A 20,775-nucleotide genomic window follows, 5' to 3' on the forward strand; every position below is an offset into this window, starting at 1 on the left:
TGACTACATAATGAAAAAACACCCTCATGCAGGGTGTTTTTTAATGTTTCATTATTTTCTCCAGCGCTTCCTGTGCAGCATGCTGCTCCGCTTCCTTTTTTGAGCGGCCATAGCCTACGCCAAAAGGGTCATCGTTCAGCTTGACCTCTGAAACAAATTCACGGTTATGCGCCGGCCCTTTTTCCTGAATGATCTTATAATCGATCGTACCAAGGCCTTCCCGCTGTACATACTCCTGAAGCTGGCTCTTAAAATCCATCACATGAGAAAAAGCACCTTCATTGATTCGGGGAAATACGTGAATTTCCAAAAATTCCCTGACGGCTTCGAGTCCTTTATCCAGATACAGTGCACCAATAAAGGCTTCAAAGACATCAGCGAGCAGTGCAGGCCTTGTACGCCCGCCAGTATTTTCCTCACCCTTGCCGAGCTGCACATAATCCCCAAAATGAAGCTCATTGGCCAAAATAACAAGAGAAGGCTCACATACGATTGCTGCTCTCAGTTTTGTCAGTTCACCTTCACTCATGGTGGAAAATTTGGAGTAAAGAAACTGAGAAATGGTTAATTCCAGCACGGCGTCCCCTAGAAACTCAAGCCGTTCGTTGTCTTCATACGGACGTCCCCGATGCTCATTCACATATGATGAATGTGTAAATGCCTGTACCAGCAGTTTTTCATTGTCAAAAAAAAGATTAATTCGTTCCTGCAAAGGAGCTACCTTTTGTTTTCGTACTTTTTCGTCCATTAATTTTCTCGACGGGTGTTTAAACCGTTGTCGTGAACCTTTTTTATTGTTTGGCGTTTGTTTCTTTGAACCTTTCATCATTGCCTCCTGCATAACACTTAGAGGGTACCTGCTCATTGTCTGCGAATAGGTTAAAGTCCCGCACGAGTCGTTACGGGACTTTTTAAAACATGATTAGTTGTTGTTGCTGTTTATGTAATTAACAACGTCTCCAACCGTTGTAATTTTTTCAGCATCTTCGTCAGAAATTTCCAAATCAAATTCGTCCTCTAGTTCCATTACTAGTTCAACAACATCCAAGGAATCCGCACCAAGATCTTCTTTAAAAGAAGCCTCAGGCTTAACCTCTGCAGCGTCTACACCAAGACGATCTACGATAATCTTCGAAACTCTTTCAATTACGTCTGCCATGTGTATTCACCTCCTTTCAATACTATATACCATTTAAGAAAAAAAAACTAGATAGAATAAGCGGTTCAGTTACATTACCATTCCGCCGTCCACGTTGATGGTCTGTCCGGTAATATAAGAACTGCTGTCGCCTGCTAAAAACGTCACAAGCGAAGCAATATCATCTGTGCTGCCAAAACGCGCTAGCGGAATAGCTTTCAGCATTTCACCTTTAACATTTTCCTCAAGCACTTCAGTCATTTCCGTATCAATGAAACCTGGTGCAATGGCATTGACCGTAATGTTGCGGCTCGCCAGTTCCTTTGCCGTCGTTTTTGTCAGTCCGATCACACCAGCTTTGGCTGCAACATAGTTGGCCTGTCCAGGATTTCCTGAAACACCAACAATGGATGAAATGTTAATGATTCTTCCTTTTCTCTGCTTCATCATCTGGCGGGTGACCGCTTTTGTGCACAAAAACACACCTTTTAAGTTCGTATTGAGCACAGAATCCCATTCTTCCTCCTTCATGCGCATGAGCAGATTATCCTTGGTAATCCCTGCATTGTTAACTAGAATATCAAGTGAACCAAACTCTTCGATTACCCGTTTGACCATTCCGGTTACGGATTCACTGTCAGCAACATTCGCCTGAACAGCAATGGCTTCCTGCCCCATGGCGATAATTTCTTCCACGACTTCTTTTGCCTTCGCTTCATTGCCGGCATAATTGACAGCGACTTTTGCTCCGTTTTTCGCCAATTCAAGTGCGATGGCTCTTCCGATTCCTCTTGATGCTCCTGTAACCAGAGCTGTTTTTCCGTTTAGCATGGAGTTACTCCCCCTTCAGCTTTTCAATTGCGGCATTCATACTTGCTTCGTCACTGATCGCGATGGTTGTTGCCCTGCGGTTGACCTTTTTCACAAGCCCTGAAAGAACTTTTCCCGGCCCGATTTCAATGAATGTATCCACTCCGAGCGCCATCAATTCATTCACTGTTTCTTCCCAGCGGACAGGAGAGTATATTTGTTTTACCAAGTTTTCTTTAATGACCGATGCTTCTTCTACAGGCTTGGCAGAAACGTTGGCAATGACCGGAACTTCAGCATTGCGAATCTCAATCGTATCAAGCACTTTCTTCATTTTTTGAGCAGCAGGTTCCATCAGCGATGAATGGAACGGACCGCTTACTTGCAGTGGAATGACCTTGGCTCCATTTTCCTTGGCAAGACTGGCGGCATCTGCCACTCCTTGTGCCGTTCCAGAAATCACAATCTGACCTGGGCAGTTTAAATTCGCCACTTGAACCGGATGGCCATTTTGAGATACTTTTTGCGTAATATCCTCCAAATCAGCCTGTTTCATTCCCAGTACTGCAGACATGGCGCCAACACCGGCGGGTACGGCTTCTTCCATAAAAAGCCCCCGCTGTCTTACTGCATACACAGCATCCTCGAAGGACAGGCTTCCCGCTGCAACTAATGCCGAATACTCACCCAGGCTGTGGCCCGCAGTGTAATCTGCCTTGATGCCTTGCTTTTTAAATACCGCAAGCACAGCTGTGCTTGCTGTAAGCAATGCAGGCTGCGTATTTTCCGTACGTTTCAAGTCCTCTTCCGGTCCTTCAAAGATCACAGAAGAGAGGGAAAAGCCGAGCCTGTTGTCCGCTAATTCAAAAATAGTTCGGGCTTCCTCGAAGTTTTGTGCCAGTTCCTGTGCCATTCCCACGCTTTGGGATCCCTGGCCAGGGAATAAAAAAGCAATTTTACTCATTATTCTTCCCCCTTTTTCTCGTTTTCTACTTCTTTCATTTTTTCGGCGATGATGGAAACGACCTTTTTCTCCACCATGGTTCGTGTTTGCCTGACGGCATTAAAAATGGCGTTCTCATCGGATGATCCGTGTGCTTTCACGACAGGAGCAGCAAGACCAAACAGTCCCGCGCCGCCATACTCCGAATAATCAAGTTTGCTTTTCAGGCCTTTCAGCCTTGGCTTCAAGAGACCCGCTGCCAGTTTGCTGACCGTTGTGGCCGTCAGTTCCTGCTTGAGCATGGAAAACATCATCAATGCCGTGCCTTCGATCGTTTTGAGGACGACATTTCCTGAAAAGCCGTCACACACCACCACATCCGCTGCTCCGTTCAGCAGATCTCGCGCTTCCACATTTCCAATAAAGTGAACGGGCGCGTCCTTCAGGAGGGAAAAAGCAGCCTTACTTAAGGCATTTCCTTTTTCATCCTCTGTGCCTACGTTCAACAGTCCCACTTTTGGATGTTTGATTCCGCGGACCTGCTCCGCATAGGTGCTGCCCATAATGGCATATTGAAGCAGATGCTCCGGCTTAGCGTCCATATTGGCGCCAACATCCAGGAGCAAAAACCCTTTGCCATCCATGGTGGGCAATGTCGGAGACAGTGCCGGGCGGTCAATTCCACTGATCCTGCCGACATTGAACAGACCGGATGCCATAAGCGCCCCCGTATTTCCCGCTGAAATGCAGGCATCTGCCCGCCCCTCCTTCACTTCTTTGGCGGCGAGAACCATGGAAGAATTCTTTTTCTTTCGCACGGCACGAACCGGCTCTTCATCGCTTCCAATTTTCTCCTCGGTATGCATGACCTCCACCCTATCTGAAGAAGTCAGATAGGGTGAGATTTTATTTTCATCCCCAATTAAAACAATGTTCAAATCCTCAAATGCAGAGAGTGCCTTTAATGCTCCCTTCACTTGAGCTTCAGGAGCATTGTCTCCGCCCATTGCATCGATCGCAATTCTCATGTTGCACTTCCTTCCTTTCCTTCTCCAGTCGAACGGAACATAATGAATTGACCGGAGAAGACCGCTTCCTTTTCTACGTAGCTCGTAACCTCAACCGTAGTACGGTAGCCTTCTATTCTGTTTACTTTCGCTTTTGCCACCACCCGTTCCCCTTCTTTTACCTGCCGGGTAAAACGGATATTGGCTTTTGAGGTGAGCGCCAGTTCATCATTGATGATCGCTACAGCGAGCGAATTCGCCTGCGCAAAAAGATGGTGCCCCCTCGCTATTTTTGTTCGGGAAAACACATGTTCACTTTTAATATCCAATATGGAAATGGCCGCTTCATCCAGCTGAAGATCAATAATTTCCCCAATCACTTCTTCCAGCGGAAGCGCTTTGACCGTATCAAGCTGCTGCTGCGCTACATTTTTTATCCGTTCCCTGAGTTCGGGAATGGAAAGTTCCAACCGGTCCAGCCGGATCGTCTGCACACTGACCAGGAATTTTTCGGCCAGTTCTTCATCAGTTATGAAGGGCGTAGCCTCAATTGTGCTTTTCAGCAATGCCTGTCTTTCCTTTTTTGTTCTCTTCATGTATCCACACCATCCAGATATGCCAGTTGAGCATCAGCACGGCTATCCATTTTTTAAGAGCTGGTACTAATAGTAGTATATAATAGCAGCTATACCATTTCAAGAAAGGATAAAAGGGAAGCCGCTAGCTTCCTTGCGCAAAAGCGGGTCAGTCCAGGCGTTCGGAAGAAAAGGCTCCGGTCTGTTTCAGATAATCCCTTAGCGGTGCATAGGTTTCCTCTGTATAGAAAGCATTGGAGTTTACGAGCTTGGAAGCATCGTTTCTCGCCACTTCAAGCACCCGGTAATCATGAACGATATCGGCAATTTTGAAATCAGGAAGCCCGCTTTGTTTGTTTCCGAAAAAATCGCCTGGCCCCCGAAGTTCAAGGTCCTTTTCTGATAAAACAAAGCCATCGGATGTTTCCGTCATGATTCTCATTCTTTCTTTTCCTTCTTCCGATTTCGGGTCAGCAATCAGTATGCAGTAGGATTGGTCGCTCCCACGCCCTACCCTGCCCCTGAGCTGATGAAGCTGCGAGAGGCCAAAACGCTCCGCGTCATAGATGACCATAATGGTCGCATTGGGTACATTAACCCCTACTTCCACCACTGTTGTGGATACGAGCACATGGCAGCGATTCTCCGCAAATTCCCTCATCACTTCTTCTTTTTCCGATGAGTGAAGCCTTCCGTGCATTAAGCCGACGTTATATTGTTGAAAATACTGCTGCAGCTGGGCATGTACATCGATGGCATTTTGAACATCCAGTTTGTCCGATTCCTCGATTAAAGGGCAAATGACATAAGCCTGTCTCCCCTCATCGAGCTCTTTTTGTACAAACCCAAGCACACGGTCCAGCATGTGGTGTTTTGCCCAATACGTTTCAATGGCTTTTCTGCCGGCAGGCATTTCATCAATGACCGATACATCCATATCTCCGAACACGGAAATGGCCAATGTTCTGGGAATCGGGGTAGCCGTCATGAACAGGACATCGGGGCTTTGTCCCTTTTCCCGCAGCACCCGGCGCTGTTTGACTCCAAACCGGTGCTGTTCATCAGTAATTACCAATCCCAGCTTCAAAAATTCCACTTCATCCTGTATCAATGCATGAGTGCCGATTAACACATCAACCTCTCCTGAAGCAAGTCTTGAGAGGATATCCGCTCTTCTTTTGCCTTTTACCGAGCTGGTCAGCATTTCAACGGTCAGATCATGGGGGCCAAGCAACTCACCGAGGGATTGAAAATGTTGTTCGGCCAGTATCTCGGTCGGCACCATCAGTGCTCCCTGTGTGCCCGATGCTATAGCTGCATACAGTGCGATTGCTGCCACAACTGTTTTCCCGGAGCCCACATCTCCTTGCAACAGCCGGTTCATTCTATAGGGAGAGGACATGTCGTTCAGTATTTCCTGGGTTACCCTGCCTTGAGCTCCTGTCAGCGGAAAGGGTAAAGAGGAGATAAACTTCTGCACATCTTCCTCCTTGAAATGCAAAGTTTCTCCGGCAGATTGTTCCCTGTTAATCTTTCGGAACATTTGCATCTTCAGCTGAAAAAGCAGAAATTCCTCATACACCATCCGTCTTCTTGCCTGCTTTAGATGTTCAAAAGTTTGCGGAAAATGGAGGCTATACAGTGCTTTGCCCCGCGCCCACAATTTGTAGGCTTCCCGTGTGGATGCCGGCAGCACTTCTTCCACTTGATCGCCATATTGGCTGAATCCCATTTTAATGAGCCTTCTAACCTGTTTGACGCTCATTTCTCCTTTTACCGGATACACCGGATCAATGCTTTCGTCCTGAGGCTGTATACCAAACTTGATGTCATTCACCGTCAACGTCATTTTATGAGCATCCCATTTTCCCGTAAGTGTTACCGTCTGGCCCGGTGTCAGCTGTTTTTTTAAATATGGCTGATTAAAAAAGACCGCTGTGATCAAATAACGGCCGATCAGCACACGGATACTCAGTTTTGATTTTTTCCTTGGAAAATAACGGAGAGAAGGTTCACTGTGAACCTTCCCTTCAATGGTCGCTCTTTCTTCATGTTTAACGTCCGCCAGATCCTTAAGCTGGTGATTATCATAACGGAACGGCAAGTATTCAAGCAGGTCCATAACTGAGACGATGCCGAGCTCCTGCAAAACCTCACGCTTGCTCTCCCCGATTCCGCTGACTTCTGTTACGTTCAGCTGATTCAGATTCATTTTTTGTTAAGGGCTATACCAAAAATCTTAGCTTCAAGCTCCCTGCCTGTTGGTGTAGCCGCCAGCCCTCCTTGTGCCGTTTCTTTTAAGGCCGTGGGCATGGTTTGTCCAATTTTATACATGGCATCAATCACTTCGTCGCAGGGAATTCTGCTTTTTATTCCGGCGAGTGCCATATCCGCTGCAACAATCGCATTGCTTGCACCCATTGCGTTACGCTTCACACAAGGAACTTCCACAAGTCCGGCCACGGGATCGCAAACAAGACCAAGCATGTTCTTTAAGGCAATGGCCATGGCGTCAGCCGACTGGGAAGGCGTGCCCCCTGCCAGTTCAACAACCGCGGCAGCGGCCATACCTGTGGCAGAACCTACTTCCGCCTGACAGCCCCCGGCTGCTCCTGAAATGGAGGCATTGTTGGCTACTACAAAACCAAAGGCTCCTGATGCAAACAAAAAGGCAACCATCTGTTCTCTTGTAGGATTTAATTTTTCCTTTAAGGCAAAAAGTACTCCTGGCACGACACCTGCCGAGCCTGCAGTTGGAGTGGCGCAGATGGTTCCCATCGCCGCATTCACTTCATTGGTGGCAATGGCTTTACTTACAGCATCGAGCATAAATTCACCGGACAGGCTTTTACCGCTTTTCATATAGTTTTGAAGGAGAAGAGCATCTCCCCCTGTCAAACCGGAGTGTGATTTAACATCCTGGGTGATACCCCGCTCTACTGCTTCCTCCATCACTTTAAGATTACGGTCCATCTGACTGATGATTTCATCTTTTGTCCGTCCCGTAATTTCCATTTCCTGTTCTATCATAATATCCGAGATTTTGCAGTTTTTCGCTTCGGCAAGTTCCACTAACTCGGCTACATTTCGAAACATACGACGTTCTTCCTTTCAAGGTTACTCGTTTATTTTTACTACTTGCTGAACAATGGGAAGAGCTTCGATCTCTTCAACAAGTACTTGATGCACGTTCTGGTCCACTTCAATAATCATTAGCGCTTCCTGCCCCTTTTCCTTTCGCGAGACACGCATATGTCCAATATTGATCTGATGCTTGGCCAGAACATTTGCCACACCTGCAATGGCGCCATAACGGTCATTATGGACAATAAGAAGGGCGGGGTGTTCACCGCTCAGCTGCAGATCGAATCCATTCAGTTCTGTTATTTCTATTTTTCCACCGCCGATCGAAATTCCAACCAGCTCAATTTTACCATGCTCATCTCCGAGAACAATCCTGGCTGTATTCGGGTGATCGGTAATCGCATCTTCTTCCGTCATTTTGATCTCAATGTTCTGCTCCTTCGCCAATGAAAGCGCATCCACAATCCGAGTGTCAAAAGTATCAAAATCCAGGATGCCTCCCACGATCGCAACATCGGTTCCATGACCCCGGTATGTTTTGGCGAACGATCCATAAAAAGAAATATGCGCATAGTCCGGTTTCCGTCCGAACAAGTCGCGGGCTACTCTTCCGATTCGTGCGGCACCCGCTGTATGAGAGCTTGAAGGTCCTATCATTACAGGACCAATAATATCAAAAACACTTTTGTACTTCATCTTTGTCCCTCCGAAAAAGAATATTACACATAAAAATATTCCCTTCATTACTGTATCATATCTGAACAATAATGAAGAGAACATCTTTCTTACTCAACCGAGATAATATACGGATAAATAGGCTGATTTCCGAGATGAACTTCCACTTCAACAGAGGGGTATGTTTCTTCAATGTACTGTACCAGTGATTTTGTTTCTTCCTCAGTTGCATCTTCTCCGGTGATCAACGTAAGAATCTCTGAATCCTCATCAACCATTTCTTTGATGAGCTGATGAAGAGCTTCTGTTTGATCAGGCATGGAAGCCACGATTTTTCCGTTCATAATTCCCATAAAATCACCTTTTTTGATCTCTATTCCGTCAATGGATGTGTCCCTGACAGCATGGGTCAATTGTCCGGATGTTACATGGTTCAGTGCCTCTGTCATCCTGCCCTGGTTTTCCTCCAGATTTACTGCCGGGTTGAAAGCAAGCAAGGCGGCCATTCCCTGAGGAACGTTTTTCGAGCGGACAATGGCAACATCCTGGTCGGCGACCGTGGCTGCCTGTTCGGCGGCCATGACAATATTGCCGTTATTCGGAAGAACGATGACCTTCTCTGCGTTCACTACCTCAATGGCTTTCACGATGTCTTCCGTACTCGGGTTCATGGTCTGTCCGCCTTCAATGACATAACCTGCTCCAAGCGAAGTAAAGAGCTCTTTAATTCCGCTTCCCATGGCAACCGTTACGATTCCATATTCCTTTTTCTCGCTTTTGGCGGCCGGGCTGGCGGCCGGTTCGTGCATCGCCCGGTCGGATTCCAGGATGGCTGAATGCTGTTCTCTCATGTTTTCAATTTTTATGTTAATCAGGCTTCCGAAGCGCTGTGCCAGTGACAGCATGTCTCCAGGCTGTTCGGTATGAATATGAACCTTCACGAGCTCCTCATCAGCAACAACAAGCAATGAGTCGCCGTGCCGATTCAGCTCGTTTCGAAATTCCTCTTCACTGAATGGTGCTTTTTTTATTTTATCATCTTCGAATCTCACCATAAATTCGGTGCAGTATCCGTAATGAATATCTTCGGTCTTCATATGGAGCTGAGCTTTATGATGCTCGGCATTGACCATATCCTTCATGGAAGGTGCCTGCGGGGAAATTTCAGACAGTTCCTTTCCTTCAAGGGCAGAAAGAAATCCTTCATACACCGTCAGAAGCCCCTGTCCGCCGGAGTCCACCACCCCTACTTCCTTCAGTACAGGAAGCAAATCAGGTGTGCGATCAAGAGAAACTTTGGCTTCTTCAACAATCTCATACATGACGAGAAGAAGATCATCATTTTTCTTTGCTGACTTTACGGCTCGCCTGGCCGCGTCTTTCGCCACTGTCAAAATGGTTCCTTCGATCGGTTTCATCACAGCTTTGTATGCTGTTTCCACTCCGTTCTCAAATGCTTTTGCAAAGTCAACCGAAGTAATCTTTGCCTTCCCTTCGATTGATTTTGAAAAACCACGGAAAAGCTGGGATAGTATTACCCCAGAGTTGCCTCTTGCTCCCATCAGCAGGCCGCGTGAAAAGACTTGAGCAACCTTTCCGATATCGGCGCTGGTATTTTGCTGAACTTCTTTTGCCCCGGAAGTGATGGTAAGGTTCATATTGGTCCCTGTATCTCCATCTGGAACAGGAAAGACATTAAGTGCATCAATCATTGCTGCATTTTTTGATAAGTTTGCGGCACCGAGTGCAACCATGGCCGCAAACTTTTTACCGTCTAAAACTGTTAAAGACACAAACTTTCCTCCTAACTAAGGGGTTGTAACCCTGACACCTTGAACAAAGATGTTAACCGAATCCACAGACAGACCCAGCATTTGATCAAGTGTATACTTCACTTTGGTTTGAACATTATGGGCTACTTCTGAAATCTTCGTTCCGTAGCTTACGATAATGTACATATCAATATGTACTTCTTCTTCTTCCTGTCGAACCACAATTCCCCGAGAGAAGTTGTCACGCCCTAAAAGCTCGGTAATGCCATCCTTCAGCTGCTTTCTTGACGCCATGCCAATAATTCCGTAACAGTCAATTGCGGCTCCTCCAGCAATGGTTGCGATGACTTCCGTAGAAATGTCAATCTGGCCGTATTTGTTCTTCATTTCAATGGACACGATGAATCCCCCTTTTTATGAATCAATTATGGCTAACCCTCATTTTACTATATAACTATGTTTTTTAAAAGGACATCTCCATTTGACAACAGCATCAAAGTTATGTCAAGCATTTTTACTTGAAATGCATAAATTCATTTGTTGCTTTTCTTTAGTGGTCATGCTACTATAGGTTAGTATTTAACATACGACTGATATGATACAGTTTTACTGTTATAAAGGAGGTACACAATATGTCACGCAAATGCTACGTTACTGGAAAAGGCCCTAAAACAGGAAACAAGCGTTCACACGCCTTGAACAAAACCAAAAAGAGCTGGGGAGTTAACGTTCAAAAAGTCCGCATTTTGGTTGACGGCAAGCCGAAACGTGTATATGTTTCTGCACGTGCCCTTAAATCCGGAAAAATCGAACGTGTGTAAATGCTCATAAAACAACGGGTTCCCCGTTGTTTTTTATTTTGCAAAAAAAAAGGAAAGGCACCCTCTTTGACAGGGTGCCTTTCCTTTTTTAATAGATGTTGTACATAAAATAAGGTGCCGGTCGTCCTCTTTTATCCTTTTCTAAACGAACCTAAAACCGCACGTACAAATCCTCCTAAAAACCTAGGCAGTTTAATGGTGTAAAATTTCATCATACCCCTCCTCCAGGCCCTTAAAAAATAAGACATTCCTTGTAAATATATTCATCATATAAAAAATAGTACCATGCGGCCTGCCGTTAAAGATTAATTTAATCATGGCTCTTTATGAACATTAATATGCCGCCAGAGAAGGAATAAGTACCATTTTTATTTACAAGCTCATTGGATATGCAAAGGGTGGAACCCATTGGCAAATATTGCTGTTTCAATGGGTATTTAAATCCGGAAAGCGAGAGGCCATTCACCGGCCCGTTAAAGGGAAGAAAGGAATGATAGGGGTACTCCGGTTCATTCACGGCCTCATATGTCCCGGGTGCTTTCAGGCTGATTGAATTTTGACTGTCGCGGATCTCGATCGGCACACTCTGTTCAAGGCCCAAAAGCAGAAGCTGGATATTGGCCAGTTCATGATCGAGCCTGCCGCCAGTCGCGCCAAGCAATATGATTCCTTCCGGCTGTTCGTCAACCGCCCATTCGAGGGCCAGTTCCAGGTCGGTTTTGTCCTTTTCGCTGTCATATTCAAATACCGGGAGTTCATAAGAGGACATCCATTCCCTTTCCCTGCTGTCCAGTGAGTCAAAATCACCAAAGGCATAATGAGGCTTGATGCCTTTTTTCAGCAGATGGTACACCCCACGATCAACTCCTACCCAGACGGAGTCATTTACAGGAAAACAAGAAAAGTCCGGATGCTTCTCTTCCGGACCTCCTGCTACAATGATGATATTCATGCTGCCTGTGTTACTCCGCGGCCCGTGTGATGAAGAAGGCGAGGCGCGGTTTTCGTTAAGAAAAGGAACGCCACAATGGTGATAAGAGCAACCGGAATCATGTAGGAAACATTATAGATTACTGAATACACAAAAGGATTCATTCCTTTCGGAGCGTATGCTGCAAAGAAAATGACACCTGAAACCACGTGAGAAGCAAGACGGAGCACGCTTCCAAACAAGATTCCAGCCACAATGGCTGACATTCTTCTTTTTGGCGAAGATACGGCATTGACTCTGAAAACTCCTGCAAAACCAGCAAGCAAAAAGGCCAGCGGATAATCAAGAATCAAGGAAGCCGGATGAATGCCCGCTGTTCCGTCAATCAGCATTTTGACCATTCCTACGATCAGGCCTGTGGCGACCCCCCCGGATACTCCTCTGCGGAACGCCATTAGAAAAATCGGCAGCATTTCCAGAGAAACCGATCCCCCATAGGCCCAAATCCCTTTAAATTGTACAAAGCTTAAAATGATGGCCAGTGCGGACATCATTGCGATTTCGGTTAAAAACCCAATCCGTTTTGTCATATTGTTCTCCCCCTAACATAGTTAAGAAAAGAAAAAAGCAACCGGCATGTGAATGACGGTTGCTTTTTAATGAAACAACAGCGACTCCACATTCCTACGCAAGCATGATCTTGCTTCAGGTTCTAAGGGTCGGGAACTTACTCCCCTCTCAGCCCCTTTATGGGACTCCCCCTGTGGTTACTTCTCTCAGTTCTTTATACCCATCTATTATACACCACGAATGGCCTGAATTGCACCTTTTATGTCCTTTTTCCCATAAATGGCCGATCCCGCAACAAGGACAGTCGCTCCCGCTTTTTCACAAAGGCGTGCGGTTTCTGCATTTACGCCCCCGTCAACCTCGATCTCGACATCAAGACCCTTTTCGTCGATCAGGGTTCTGAGTTCCTTGATTTTTGATAAAGATTCTTGGATAAAAGACTGTCCTCCAAAGCCCGGATTGACCGACATGATTAAAACAAGGTCCAATTCAGGAAGAACATGCTTAATCGTATCGATCGGAGTGGCAGGGTTCAGTACAACCCCCGCTTTTTTTCCATGCTCTTTAATCAGCTGGATGGTCCGGTGCAGATGCGGGCACGCTTCTACATGAACCGTAATGATGTCGGCTCCTGCCTCTGCAAAATTAGGAATATATTGATCCGGATTTTCAATCATCAAATGGACATCAAATGTCAGATCTGTCAACGGGCGAATCGCGTTTACCACAAGCGGGCCCATCGTAATGTTTGGTACGAAATGACCGTCCATCACATCTATATGGATGTAATCGGCCCCGCTCTCATCAGCTGCCCTGACTTCTTCGCCCAGCTTCGAAAAGTCAGCGGACAGTATGGATGGCGCAACTTTTATCATGTTAGTACCTCCGTTTTTGTTCCTTGATTTCCTGTAAAAATTCCAAGTAATGGTCATAGCGGAAGCGGGGAATCTCCCCTTCTTCCACGGCTTCTTTTACCGCACATTTCGGCTCCGAGCTGTGTGTGCAGCCCCGAAACTTGCAATCCGATACTCTTTCTTTCATCTCCGGAAAATTATAAGAGAGCTCTTCGGTTTCAATTTCAACAAAATCCAGCGAACTGAATCCCGGTGTATCGGCAATCAGTCCTTCACCATATGGAAGGAGTTCTACATGCCTGGTCGTATGCTTTCCCCTGCCCAAATGGTCGGAAATATCATTGGTCTCCAGCATAAGCTCGGGCATCAGTGCATTCAATAGAGACGACTTTCCAACTCCCGACTGTCCGGCAAACACACTGGTTTTGCCTTTAAAAATGGGTTTGATCGCTTCCATTCCAGCGAGCGACATGGCAGAGGTTGGAAGGACATCATATCCCAGCTTGCGGTAGGCTGTGATATAATTTTCAATTTCCTGCTGGTACTCGTTACTCTCGATCAAATCCATCTTTGTAATGCATATAACCGGCTGTATGCCATTATCCTCGATGTGGACAAGAAAACGGTCGAGCAACGCTGTAGAAAATTCCGGCCGCACTGCAGAAAACACTAAAATAGCCTGATCGACATTCGAGATGGGCGGCCGGTTCAATTCATTCTTTCTCTCTTTCACATCGAGTATATAGCCATCCGTAGGGTTGGTAGATTCAAACACAACCCAGTCCCCCACCACAGGAGTAATTTTTTTCTTTCTGAAATTCCCCCGTCCTCTGCATTGAAAGACCTCGTCATTGAAAAGCACATAATAAAAACCAGCGACTGATTTTATAATTCTTCCTTCAGTCTTATTATTCATTATTCTCTCCTTTGAAATTTCCTTCCTTTGCATCTTTATAGTTAAACGTTTTGGCTGCTTGCTCTTTTCCGTTTAAATATACCGTATAGGACGCATCCTTTTCTGGTGAAACCGTGAGCGGCACCATATATTCTTTCGTTTTCGAAATTTGTTCTTCCACAAATACAGCATTATCCTTTTTGGCATCACTGTAAACAATTCTTACCCGAAATTGTTGGTTCTCATCTTCTTTGGACACTTCCACGGTAATTTTGTTGTTAAACGTGATTTCCTGGTCCTGTGGTTCTTCGCCCGAATCTGGCTTTTCCGGTTTATCTTCCGGCTTTTCTGGCTTCTCTTCAGGCGGTTTAGGTTCAGGCTTCTTCCCCTTGGAAATGACGACATTTACTGTTGATCCCTTTTTTACAGTGGTATACGGAGAAGGCTTTTGTGAAATGACTTTTCCTTCCTCGACCGAATCCGAATATTCTTCTGAGAAATCAACATTTAGTCCTTCCTGGGAGATGTAATTTTGCACATCTTCTTTGGATGAATTCGCCAAATTTTCAAGCTGAACGGTTGGCGGTCCTGTGCTTACCCGAAGGATGACCTGAATTTCACTCGGATTGACCTTTTCGCCTTTTTCGGGACTCTGGGATACTACTTCCCCTTCTGGTGTTTCTTCTGACTCTACTGGTATCGTTTCAATATTTTTCGTATTATATCCTTTTTCATTCAGCAAATCTCTTGCTTCTTCTTCCTTCATGCCAGTCAAATCTTCCATGTCTACCTTTTTAAAGCCTTTAGAGACATAGAGTGTGACCGAGCTCCCCTCTTTTACCATGGACTGGGCTTCAGGGTCCTGTTTGATGATTTTGCCTTGTTCAACTTCATCGTCATACAGGTCTTTGCGCTCCACTTTAAGTTTCAGGTTAACAAGCTTGTCATAGCCGTCGGCGTAGTCTTTATGAACTACATTGGGGACTGACACGTCTTTAACTTTAAACATCCCTGGCATGACAAAAGCGGCAACCCCCGCAACAGCAAGCAAAAGTATAAGAATGAGCAGAATCATTCGCCACTTTTTCTTCTTTTTCTTTGGTGCCGGAGGATATTCCGGTTTAGGCTCAGGTGCTTTTGCCTCCGCCTCTTTTGTCATGGAGACCGGAGCCATAATCCTTGTCGCATCAGCAGATTCATCAAAATCACTCCACCGGTCCTCATTCAGCCGGTGAGGTGACAACGCCGTGTCAAGGTCATCCATCATCTCAAGGGCACTGTCATACCGGTAGACCGGGTTTTTGGTCAGGGCTTTAAGGATAATGTTTTCCACACTTTGCGGAATTTCCGGATTAATTTTCCTCGGTTCCGGAACATCTTCCTGCAAATGTTTTAATGCGACAGATACAGGCGACTCTCCAGTAAACGGGACTCGGCCGGTCAGCATTTCAAATAGTACGACTCCCAGTGAATAAATATCCGATTTTGCGTTGGCTACGCCTCCGCGGGCCTGTTCGGGTGAAAAATAGTGAACCGAGCCCAAAACCGAATTGGTGTGTGTGATGGTCGCCGATGTGATGGCAAGTGCGATGCCAAAATCGGTAACCTTGGCCACTCCGTTTTCATCAATGAGAATATTATGTGGTTTAATGTCTCTGTGAATGATTCCATGTTCATGGGCAGCAACCATACCCGAAGCGATCTGCTTGATAATCTGGATGGACTCCTCTACAGACAGCCGCCCTTTTTCACGTATATATTGCTTTAACGTTTTCCCCTTTACGTACTCCATCACAATGAAATAGACATTGTTTTCTTCACCCACATCAAAGATGCTCACAATATGGGGGTGATCCAGGCTGGTTGCAGCTTCTGCCTCTCTTTTAAACCGCTTGATAAACTCCTCGTCGTCCGAAAATTCCGATCGAAGGATTTTCACGGCCACATCACGGTCCAAAATAAGATCTTTGGCCCGGTAAACAATGGCCATTCCGCCATCTCCTATGACTTCGAGCAGTTTATAGCGGCCGCTGATTCGTTTGCCAATCATGCTAATTTACTCCCTTTTGCTGTTCATCGGGAGGGTAACGGACAAGCCCAATCGTAATATTGTCTTCTCCTCCGGCTTCATTTGCCAGGTTTACGAGGCGGTCCACTTTTTGATCCAGCGAGAGGCTGTCATCACTTACAATGGATTCCATCATATCCCGGGATACTTTATTCGATAATCCGTCCGAACATAGAAGCACGAGGTCGCCTTCGCCCCATGAAATGGTCTGGATATCCACCTCAATGACATCGTCGGTTCCCAATGCCCGGAGGATGACGTTTTTTCTGGGATGGTTTTCTGCTTCCGTTTCGGACAATTGTCCTGAACGGACGAGTTCATTGACAAGCGTATGGTCCTCCGTTTTTTGAATAAGCTTGTTTTCGGAAAAATAATAAACACGGCTGTCGCCTATATGTAATATCGTTAAATAAGAAGGGGTGCACAGCGTTCCGACAAGAGTCGTACCCATTCCATTGCAATCGGCATTGCTGTTGGCATACTGAAAAAGCTCTAAATTCGTATTGGTTACCGTCTTTAAAAGCCATTCTTCTGCTTTTACCGGGGTTTCAATTTCATCTTCTGTGATCGAATTCCACGCCTTTTCAAAAAGCTGAATCGTTTTGGAACTTGCCACATCTCCGGCCTTATGGCCACCCATCCCATCGGCAATAAGGGCAAGAAAGTGTTCACCTTTTGTGAACACTCCCCCGCTGTCTTCATTATGCTGACGAACTTTACCTGTATCTGTCTTAAATGCGTACTGCAAAATACGTCACCTCGTCTCTTCCTGACGCTCCTTTGCCCGTAACTGCCCGCAAGCTGCGTCAATATCATGCCCCTGCTCTCTTCGAAGAGTCGCATTGACACCACGTTTTTTTAAGGTTTCCAAAAACTTAAAGATCTGGTTCTTTGGCGTGCGGACATAATCACGCTCCGGTACATAATTCACTGGAATCAAGTTTACATGGCATTTTACACTTTTAATGAGGTCTGCCAGTTCCTCGGCATGTTCTACCTGGTCATTCACGCCGCCGAATAATCCATATTCAAATGAAACCCTGCGTCCGGTTTTTTTAATGTAATAACGGATGGAATCCATGAGCTCATTCATCGGATACATCCGGTTCACAGGCATGAGTTTGCTTCTGATTTCCGTATTTGGAGCATGCAGTGACACGGCAAAATTGATCTGCATGCCTTCATCGGCAAATTTATAAATATAAGGCACGATTCCACTGGTTGAAACCGTAATATGACGGGCTCCGATATTGAGGCCCTTATCATGGTTGACGACTTTCAAAAATTTAATAAGGCCGTCATAGTTATCAAAAGGTTCGCCGATTCCCATGATGACAATCGAGCTTACCCGCTCCTCTGTGCCATCAAGGGCACGCTGAACCTGAAGCACCTGAGAGACAATTTCTCCAGCCAGCAGGTTCCGTTTTAACCCGCCGAGCGTTGACGCACAGAACGTACATCCCAGACGACAGCCTACCTGTGTGGTCACACAGACGCTGTTGCCATAATCATGGCGCATCAAAACAGTTTCGATGGAATAGCCATCCTGCAGCTCAAACAAAAATTTGATTGTGCCATCGGAGGATTCCTGGCGGGCCACTTCTTTCATCGGATGAATATGATAGGTTTCTTCCAATTTCTCACGAAGCCCTTTTGGCAGGTTTGTCATTTCTTCAAAGCTTGTTACTCGTTTCTCATAAAGCCAATTGTAAATCTGTGCTGCACGGAATTTCGGTTCTTTAATTTCAGATAGCCAGTTTTCCAGATCACTTAACTCAAGTGAAAAGATGGAAGGCATAATCGCCGGGTTCTGCTGTTTTTCACTTAACGGTTTTAACATTGGGTTTCACCACCAGTTGTAGTCTTTTTCTTAAAGCAAGCAAGGTAAAAACCATCACTGTTAAAATATTGAGGAAGGATCTGTACTTGGGCTTGTGCAGGCATCACAAATGGTTTTAATGCTTCAGGCAGCCTCTCACTGAACTGGCTGTCCCATTCAAAATCGGGATGCTTATCCAGGAACGCTTCGGCAATCTCATGATTTTCCTCTTTATCGACGGTACATGTACTGTAAAGCAAGGTCCCGCCTGGTTTTAACAGTTTTGCTACTTTAGCTAAAATTTGCTGCTGTATCTCAGCAATTCGATGTATATCTTCTTCTTTTTTGGACCATTTAATGTCCGGTTTTTTCCGGATGACACCAAATCCGCTGCACGGTGCATCTACGAGTATTCTGTCAAACGAACAGGAAGCAAATTTTTCTCCTGCTTTACGGCTGTCCAGCGCCTCTGTTGCTATGTTGCCCAAATGAAGGCGCCTCGCCTGCTCGTCGATCAGTTTTACCTTGTGCGGATGGAGGTCAAGCGCCGTCACCGCGCCCGTATTGTTTAACAGTTCGGCGATATGCGTTGTTTTTCCTCCAGGAGCCGCACAGGCATCCAGTATTTTTTCGCCTGGCAACGGACCAAGGGCCCGTGCCACAAGCATTGAGCTTTCGTCTTGTATTGTAACATATCCTTCCTTAAATAAAGAAGAATGTGAAAGGCCGCCTTTATTTATCCGGACGGCATCAGGAGAAAGTTCCCCCTTGCTTCCCGCAATGCCTTCCTTTTCAAGGGACTTAAGCACCTGGTCACGGTTCGTCTTCATCACATTGACTCTTCCTGTAACAGGAGATGGCTTTGTATTGGCCATACACATTTTCTCTGTTTCATGAAGTCCGTATTGTTCAATCCACCGGTGAACAAGCCACTGGGGCATGCTGTATTGAAGGGACAGCCGTTCCTCATCGTTTTCAATGACTGAGATATCTCTTGTTCCCTCCCGCTGTATTTTTCTCAATACACCGTTAACCATGCCAGAGATCCCTTTATGGCCCCGCGCTTTTGCGATTTCCACGGCTTCATTGATAATGGCATGATCCGGAATCCGGTCAAGATACACCATCTGATACAGGGACATGCGGAGAAGAACAAGCACCCATTTGTCCAGTTTTTGAAGGCCTTTTGCCACAAAAGGCGCCAATAGATAATCCAGCGTGTTTTTCCGTTGAACGGTTCCGTATACCAGTTCGGTTAAAAGGCCTGTATCCTGCTGACTCAGTTTTGCTTTCTGGATCGACTGGTTGAGCAGAAGATTGCTGTAAGCCTGGTTCTGTTCAATCTTTAACAGCACATCCACTGCTGTATTCCTCACATTTTGTTTCAAGCGTCTTCACCCAGCCTTATCCCGGGCTTAAGCTTCGCACCCTGTAAAAACTGGGTGGCAGCCATGCGTTTTTTTCCGGCAGGCTGTAGGTCAGTAATGAGTATCCCTGTGGAATCCCCGGTGTTGACAACGAACCCTTCTTTGTTCGTTTCAAGAACTGTACCGGGTTCAGCTTCTGCACCTGTTCTTACTTTTTTTCCCCACCATACTTTCAACGGTTGTCCGTTTAGTTTCGTAAAGGCGACCGGCCAGGGATGCATGCCCCTGATCTGGTTGTAAATGGCTTCACCACTTTTGGACCAGTCAATCTCTTCCTGCTCTCTTGAAATATTATAAGCATACGTTACTTTTGATTCGTCCTGCTTGATGGGTGTCAGTCTGCCCTCAATCAAATCAGGCAAGGTTTTGGTAAGCAGATCGGCACCGGCATTGCTTAATTTTCGGAACATGCTATCCACATGGTCCTCTTCTTCGATCGGAACCTTGACCTGTGTCAGGATATCTCCTGCGTCAAGCTTATCGACCATGTACATAATGGTAACACCGGTTTCTGTTTTTCCATCAATGATACTTTGGTGAATCGGTGCTCCACCTCGGTATTCAGGCAAAAGCGAAGCATGGACATTAACACAGCCGTATTGAGGTGCCTGCAAAATTTCAGAAGGAAGAATTTGTCCATAAGCAGCCGTAACAATCAAGTCCGGCTTATACTCTAGTACTTCTTCATATTCAGCTCTCAGTTTTTTCGGCTGCAGCACGGGGATTCCGTGTTTCATGGCCTCTTCTTTTACCGGAGTCGGCTTAATTTCTTTTTTTCTGCCTTGAGGCTTGTCCGGCTGCGTTACCACTGCGGCAACCTCATAGCCATCTTCTACAAGTCTTCTTAAAACACCGACCGAAAAATCCGGGGTTCCCATAAAAACAATTTTCATCTGTAACTCCTACCTTTCAAACTCTCCAGGTTCGTAGTACGAACTGACCTTGGAGGTGAACAATATGCCGTTCAGGTGGTCAATTTCATGCTGCAAGGCGCGCGCAAGAAAGTCTTCCGCCACTATGGTAAATGTTCTTCCGTTTCTGTCCTGTGCCCGTACGGTTACTTTTTGGTATCGTTTCACATCACCGAAGATACCGGGAAAGCTAAGACAGCCTTCCGGTCCATCCTGTTCGCCTTCGCCATGCTCGATGATTGGGTTCACCAATTCTATCTTGCCGGTTTCATCACCTACATCTACAACAGCAACCCGCAGATCGATACCAATCTGTGGTGCGGCAAGCCCAACACCTTCTGCTTCATACATGGTGTCGAACATATCGTCGATCAGCTGGTGAAGTTCATGATGAAAAGATGTGACTGGTTCACAATTTTTTTCAAGAATTGCATCAGGGTAGCAGACAATCTCCCTAACTCCCATCTTCTTTCTC

The 20,775-nt window shown here is 45.9% G+C and carries 23 protein-coding genes and 1 riboswitch; of the genes, 1 reads left to right on the forward strand and 22 read right to left on the reverse strand.

Annotated features, from left to right (window positions below):
• Nucleotides 1-40 precede the first annotated feature (40 nt).
• The 11 genes from rnc to DMO16_RS06220 all read right to left on the reverse strand — a co-directional run bounded on the left by rnc (nucleotide 41) and on the right by DMO16_RS06220 (nucleotide 10,403).
• Nucleotides 41-748: a ribonuclease III gene (gene rnc / locus DMO16_RS06170; protein ID WP_129480320.1), complete on the reverse strand. Its 708-nt coding sequence runs from the start codon at nucleotides 746-748 to the stop codon at nucleotides 41-43.
• A 174-nt stretch (nucleotides 749-922) separates the two neighbouring features.
• Nucleotides 923-1,159 (reverse strand): acyl carrier protein, encoded by a 237-nt coding sequence (gene acpP, locus DMO16_RS06175; protein WP_061969375.1) that lies wholly within the window; start codon nucleotides 1,157-1,159, stop codon nucleotides 923-925.
• 69 nt (nucleotides 1,160-1,228) lie between these two features.
• Nucleotides 1,229-1,969 (reverse strand): 3-oxoacyl-[acyl-carrier-protein] reductase, encoded by a 741-nt coding sequence (gene fabG, locus DMO16_RS06180; RefSeq protein WP_129476025.1) that lies wholly within the window; start codon nucleotides 1,967-1,969, stop codon nucleotides 1,229-1,231.
• A 4-nt stretch (nucleotides 1,970-1,973) separates the two neighbouring features.
• Nucleotides 1,974-2,912, reverse strand: coding sequence for an ACP S-malonyltransferase (gene fabD / locus DMO16_RS06185; protein WP_129476028.1), 939 nt, complete (start codon nucleotides 2,910-2,912; stop codon nucleotides 1,974-1,976).
• Entirely contained in the window at nucleotides 2,912-3,919 is a 1,008-nt protein-coding gene (gene plsX, locus DMO16_RS06190) for a phosphate acyltransferase PlsX (RefSeq protein WP_129476031.1), read from the reverse strand. Before plsX ends, fabD begins: the two co-directional genes overlap by 1 nt.
• Entirely contained in the window at nucleotides 3,916-4,494 is a 579-nt protein-coding gene (gene fapR / locus DMO16_RS06195) for a transcription factor FapR (protein WP_061969367.1), read from the reverse strand. The genes plsX and fapR overlap by 4 nt, the downstream gene beginning before the upstream one ends.
• A gap of 148 nt (nucleotides 4,495-4,642) precedes the next feature.
• Entirely contained in the window at nucleotides 4,643-6,685 is a 2,043-nt protein-coding gene (recG, locus tag DMO16_RS06200; protein WP_129476034.1) for an ATP-dependent DNA helicase RecG, read from the reverse strand.
• Nucleotides 6,682-7,569, reverse strand: a complete 888-nt coding sequence (sdaAA, locus tag DMO16_RS06205; protein ID WP_129476037.1) for an L-serine ammonia-lyase, iron-sulfur-dependent, subunit alpha — start codon at nucleotides 7,567-7,569, stop codon at nucleotides 6,682-6,684. Before sdaAA ends, recG begins: the two co-directional genes overlap by 4 nt.
• Before the next feature lie 21 nt (nucleotides 7,570-7,590).
• On the reverse strand, nucleotides 7,591-8,253 hold the full coding sequence (gene sdaAB, locus DMO16_RS06210) for an L-serine ammonia-lyase, iron-sulfur-dependent subunit beta (protein ID WP_129476040.1): 663 nt from the start codon (nucleotides 8,251-8,253) through the stop codon (nucleotides 7,591-7,593).
• A gap of 89 nt (nucleotides 8,254-8,342) precedes the next feature.
• Nucleotides 8,343-10,025, reverse strand: coding sequence for a DAK2 domain-containing protein (locus DMO16_RS06215; protein ID WP_129476043.1), 1,683 nt, complete (start codon nucleotides 10,023-10,025; stop codon nucleotides 8,343-8,345).
• Between the two features lie 15 nt (nucleotides 10,026-10,040).
• Nucleotides 10,041-10,403 carry an Asp23/Gls24 family envelope stress response protein gene (locus DMO16_RS06220; protein ID WP_061969356.1) on the reverse strand — a complete coding sequence of 121 codons (363 nt, stop codon included), beginning with the start codon at nucleotides 10,401-10,403 and terminating at the stop codon, nucleotides 10,041-10,043.
• A gap of 233 nt (nucleotides 10,404-10,636) precedes the next feature.
• On the opposite strand from DMO16_RS06220, the gene rpmB reads away from it, so the two are divergent.
• Entirely contained in the window at nucleotides 10,637-10,825 is a 189-nt protein-coding gene (gene rpmB, locus DMO16_RS06225; protein ID WP_061969354.1) for a 50S ribosomal protein L28, read from the forward strand.
• Between the two features lie 131 nt (nucleotides 10,826-10,956).
• Here the strand turns inward: rpmB and spoVM are convergent, their stop codons facing one another.
• The 11 genes from spoVM to def all read right to left on the reverse strand — a co-directional run bounded on the left by spoVM (nucleotide 10,957) and on the right by def (nucleotide 20,765).
• Nucleotides 10,957-11,037, reverse strand: coding sequence for a stage V sporulation protein SpoVM (gene spoVM / locus DMO16_RS06230; RefSeq protein WP_061969353.1), 81 nt, complete (start codon nucleotides 11,035-11,037; stop codon nucleotides 10,957-10,959).
• A 98-nt stretch (nucleotides 11,038-11,135) separates the two neighbouring features.
• Nucleotides 11,136-11,777 carry a thiamine diphosphokinase gene (locus DMO16_RS06235; RefSeq protein ID WP_061969351.1) on the reverse strand — a complete coding sequence of 214 codons (642 nt, stop codon included), beginning with the start codon at nucleotides 11,775-11,777 and terminating at the stop codon, nucleotides 11,136-11,138.
• The gene (thiT, locus tag DMO16_RS06240) at nucleotides 11,774-12,346 is read right to left on the reverse strand and encodes an energy-coupled thiamine transporter ThiT (RefSeq protein WP_061969349.1); all 573 of its coding nucleotides are present in this window, start codon (nucleotides 12,344-12,346) and stop codon (nucleotides 11,774-11,776) included. The genes DMO16_RS06235 and thiT overlap by 4 nt, the downstream gene beginning before the upstream one ends.
• A 74-nt stretch (nucleotides 12,347-12,420) precedes the next feature.
• A riboswitch (TPP riboswitch) is annotated at nucleotides 12,421-12,528 on the reverse strand.
• Between the two features lie 25 nt (nucleotides 12,529-12,553).
• On the reverse strand, nucleotides 12,554-13,201 hold the full coding sequence (gene rpe, locus DMO16_RS06245; RefSeq protein WP_061969346.1) for a ribulose-phosphate 3-epimerase: 648 nt from the start codon (nucleotides 13,199-13,201) through the stop codon (nucleotides 12,554-12,556).
• A 1-nt stretch (nucleotide 13,202) separates the two neighbouring features.
• Nucleotides 13,203-14,096 (reverse strand): ribosome small subunit-dependent GTPase A, encoded by an 894-nt coding sequence (rsgA, locus tag DMO16_RS06250; protein ID WP_061969344.1) that lies wholly within the window; start codon nucleotides 14,094-14,096, stop codon nucleotides 13,203-13,205.
• Nucleotides 14,089-16,125, reverse strand: a complete 2,037-nt coding sequence (gene pknB / locus DMO16_RS06255) for a Stk1 family PASTA domain-containing Ser/Thr kinase (protein ID WP_129476045.1) — start codon at nucleotides 16,123-16,125, stop codon at nucleotides 14,089-14,091. The genes rsgA and pknB overlap by 8 nt, the downstream gene beginning before the upstream one ends.
• Nucleotide 16,126: 1 nt before the next feature.
• Nucleotides 16,127-16,891 carry a Stp1/IreP family PP2C-type Ser/Thr phosphatase gene (locus DMO16_RS06260; RefSeq protein ID WP_061969340.1) on the reverse strand — a complete coding sequence of 255 codons (765 nt, stop codon included), beginning with the start codon at nucleotides 16,889-16,891 and terminating at the stop codon, nucleotides 16,127-16,129.
• Between the two features lie 6 nt (nucleotides 16,892-16,897).
• Nucleotides 16,898-17,983, reverse strand: coding sequence for a 23S rRNA (adenine(2503)-C(2))-methyltransferase RlmN (rlmN, locus tag DMO16_RS06265; RefSeq protein ID WP_061969338.1), 1,086 nt, complete (start codon nucleotides 17,981-17,983; stop codon nucleotides 16,898-16,900).
• A complete protein-coding gene (gene rsmB / locus DMO16_RS06270; protein ID WP_061969336.1) occupies nucleotides 17,977-19,350 on the reverse strand; it encodes a 16S rRNA (cytosine(967)-C(5))-methyltransferase RsmB in 1,374 nt (457 codons plus the stop codon). Before rsmB ends, rlmN begins: the two co-directional genes overlap by 7 nt.
• On the reverse strand, nucleotides 19,347-20,282 hold the full coding sequence (gene fmt / locus DMO16_RS06275) for a methionyl-tRNA formyltransferase (RefSeq protein WP_241840470.1): 936 nt from the start codon (nucleotides 20,280-20,282) through the stop codon (nucleotides 19,347-19,349). Before fmt ends, rsmB begins: the two co-directional genes overlap by 4 nt.
• Nucleotides 20,283-20,291: 9 nt before the next feature.
• Nucleotides 20,292-20,765 (reverse strand): peptide deformylase, encoded by a 474-nt coding sequence (gene def / locus DMO16_RS06280; RefSeq protein WP_061969332.1) that lies wholly within the window; start codon nucleotides 20,763-20,765, stop codon nucleotides 20,292-20,294.
• Between the last annotated feature and the right edge of the window lie 10 nt (nucleotides 20,766-20,775).

The sequence above is a fragment of the Fictibacillus sp. S7 genome (assembly GCF_004127935.1).
GTDB lineage: Bacteria > Bacillota > Bacilli > Bacillales > Fictibacillaceae > Fictibacillus_C > Fictibacillus_C enclensis.

What these genes read in the sequence shown, in the direction of transcription:
- rnc (WP_129480320.1), bottom strand. Translation starts at nt 748, where the DNA reads ATGGACGAAAAAGTACGAAAACAAAAGGTAGCTCCTTTGCAGGAACGA.
- acpP (WP_061969375.1), bottom strand. Translation starts at nt 1,159, where the DNA reads ATGGCAGACGTAATTGAAAGAGTTTCGAAGATTATCGTAGATCGTCTT.
- fabG (WP_129476025.1), bottom strand. Translation starts at nt 1,969, where the DNA reads ATGCTAAACGGAAAAACAGCTCTGGTTACAGGAGCATCAAGAGGAATC.
- fabD (WP_129476028.1), bottom strand. Translation starts at nt 2,912, where the DNA reads ATGAGTAAAATTGCTTTTTTATTCCCTGGCCAGGGATCCCAAAGCGTG.
- plsX (WP_129476031.1), bottom strand. Translation starts at nt 3,919, where the DNA reads ATGAGAATTGCGATCGATGCAATGGGCGGAGACAATGCTCCTGAAGCT.
- fapR (WP_061969367.1), bottom strand. Translation starts at nt 4,494, where the DNA reads ATGAAGAGAACAAAAAAGGAAAGACAGGCATTGCTGAAAAGCACAATT.
- recG (WP_129476034.1), bottom strand. Translation starts at nt 6,685, where the DNA reads ATGAATCTGAATCAGCTGAACGTAACAGAAGTCAGCGGAATCGGGGAG.
- sdaAA (WP_129476037.1), bottom strand. Translation starts at nt 7,569, where the DNA reads ATGTTTCGAAATGTAGCCGAGTTAGTGGAACTTGCCGAAGCGAAAAAC.
- sdaAB (WP_129476040.1), bottom strand. Translation starts at nt 8,253, where the DNA reads ATGAAGTACAAAAGTGTTTTTGATATTATTGGTCCTGTAATGATAGGA.
- rpmB (WP_061969354.1), top strand. Translation starts at nt 10,637, where the DNA reads ATGTCACGCAAATGCTACGTTACTGGAAAAGGCCCTAAAACAGGAAAC.
- spoVM (WP_061969353.1), bottom strand. Translation starts at nt 11,037, where the DNA reads ATGAAATTTTACACCATTAAACTGCCTAGGTTTTTAGGAGGATTTGTA.
- DMO16_RS06235 (WP_061969351.1), bottom strand. Translation starts at nt 11,777, where the DNA reads ATGAATATCATCATTGTAGCAGGAGGTCCGGAAGAGAAGCATCCGGAC.
- thiT (WP_061969349.1), bottom strand. Translation starts at nt 12,346, where the DNA reads ATGACAAAACGGATTGGGTTTTTAACCGAAATCGCAATGATGTCCGCA.
- rpe (WP_061969346.1), bottom strand. Translation starts at nt 13,201, where the DNA reads ATGATAAAAGTTGCGCCATCCATACTGTCCGCTGACTTTTCGAAGCTG.
- rsgA (WP_061969344.1), bottom strand. Translation starts at nt 14,096, where the DNA reads ATGAATAATAAGACTGAAGGAAGAATTATAAAATCAGTCGCTGGTTTT.
- pknB (WP_129476045.1), bottom strand. Translation starts at nt 16,125, where the DNA reads ATGATTGGCAAACGAATCAGCGGCCGCTATAAACTGCTCGAAGTCATA.
- rlmN (WP_061969338.1), bottom strand. Translation starts at nt 17,983, where the DNA reads ATGTTAAAACCGTTAAGTGAAAAACAGCAGAACCCGGCGATTATGCCT.
- fmt (WP_241840470.1), bottom strand. Translation starts at nt 20,282, where the DNA reads ATGAAAATTGTTTTTATGGGAACCCCGGATTTTTCGGTCGGTGTTTTA.
- def (WP_061969332.1), bottom strand. Translation starts at nt 20,765, where the DNA reads ATGGGAGTTAGGGAGATTGTCTGCTACCCTGATGCAATTCTTGAAAAA.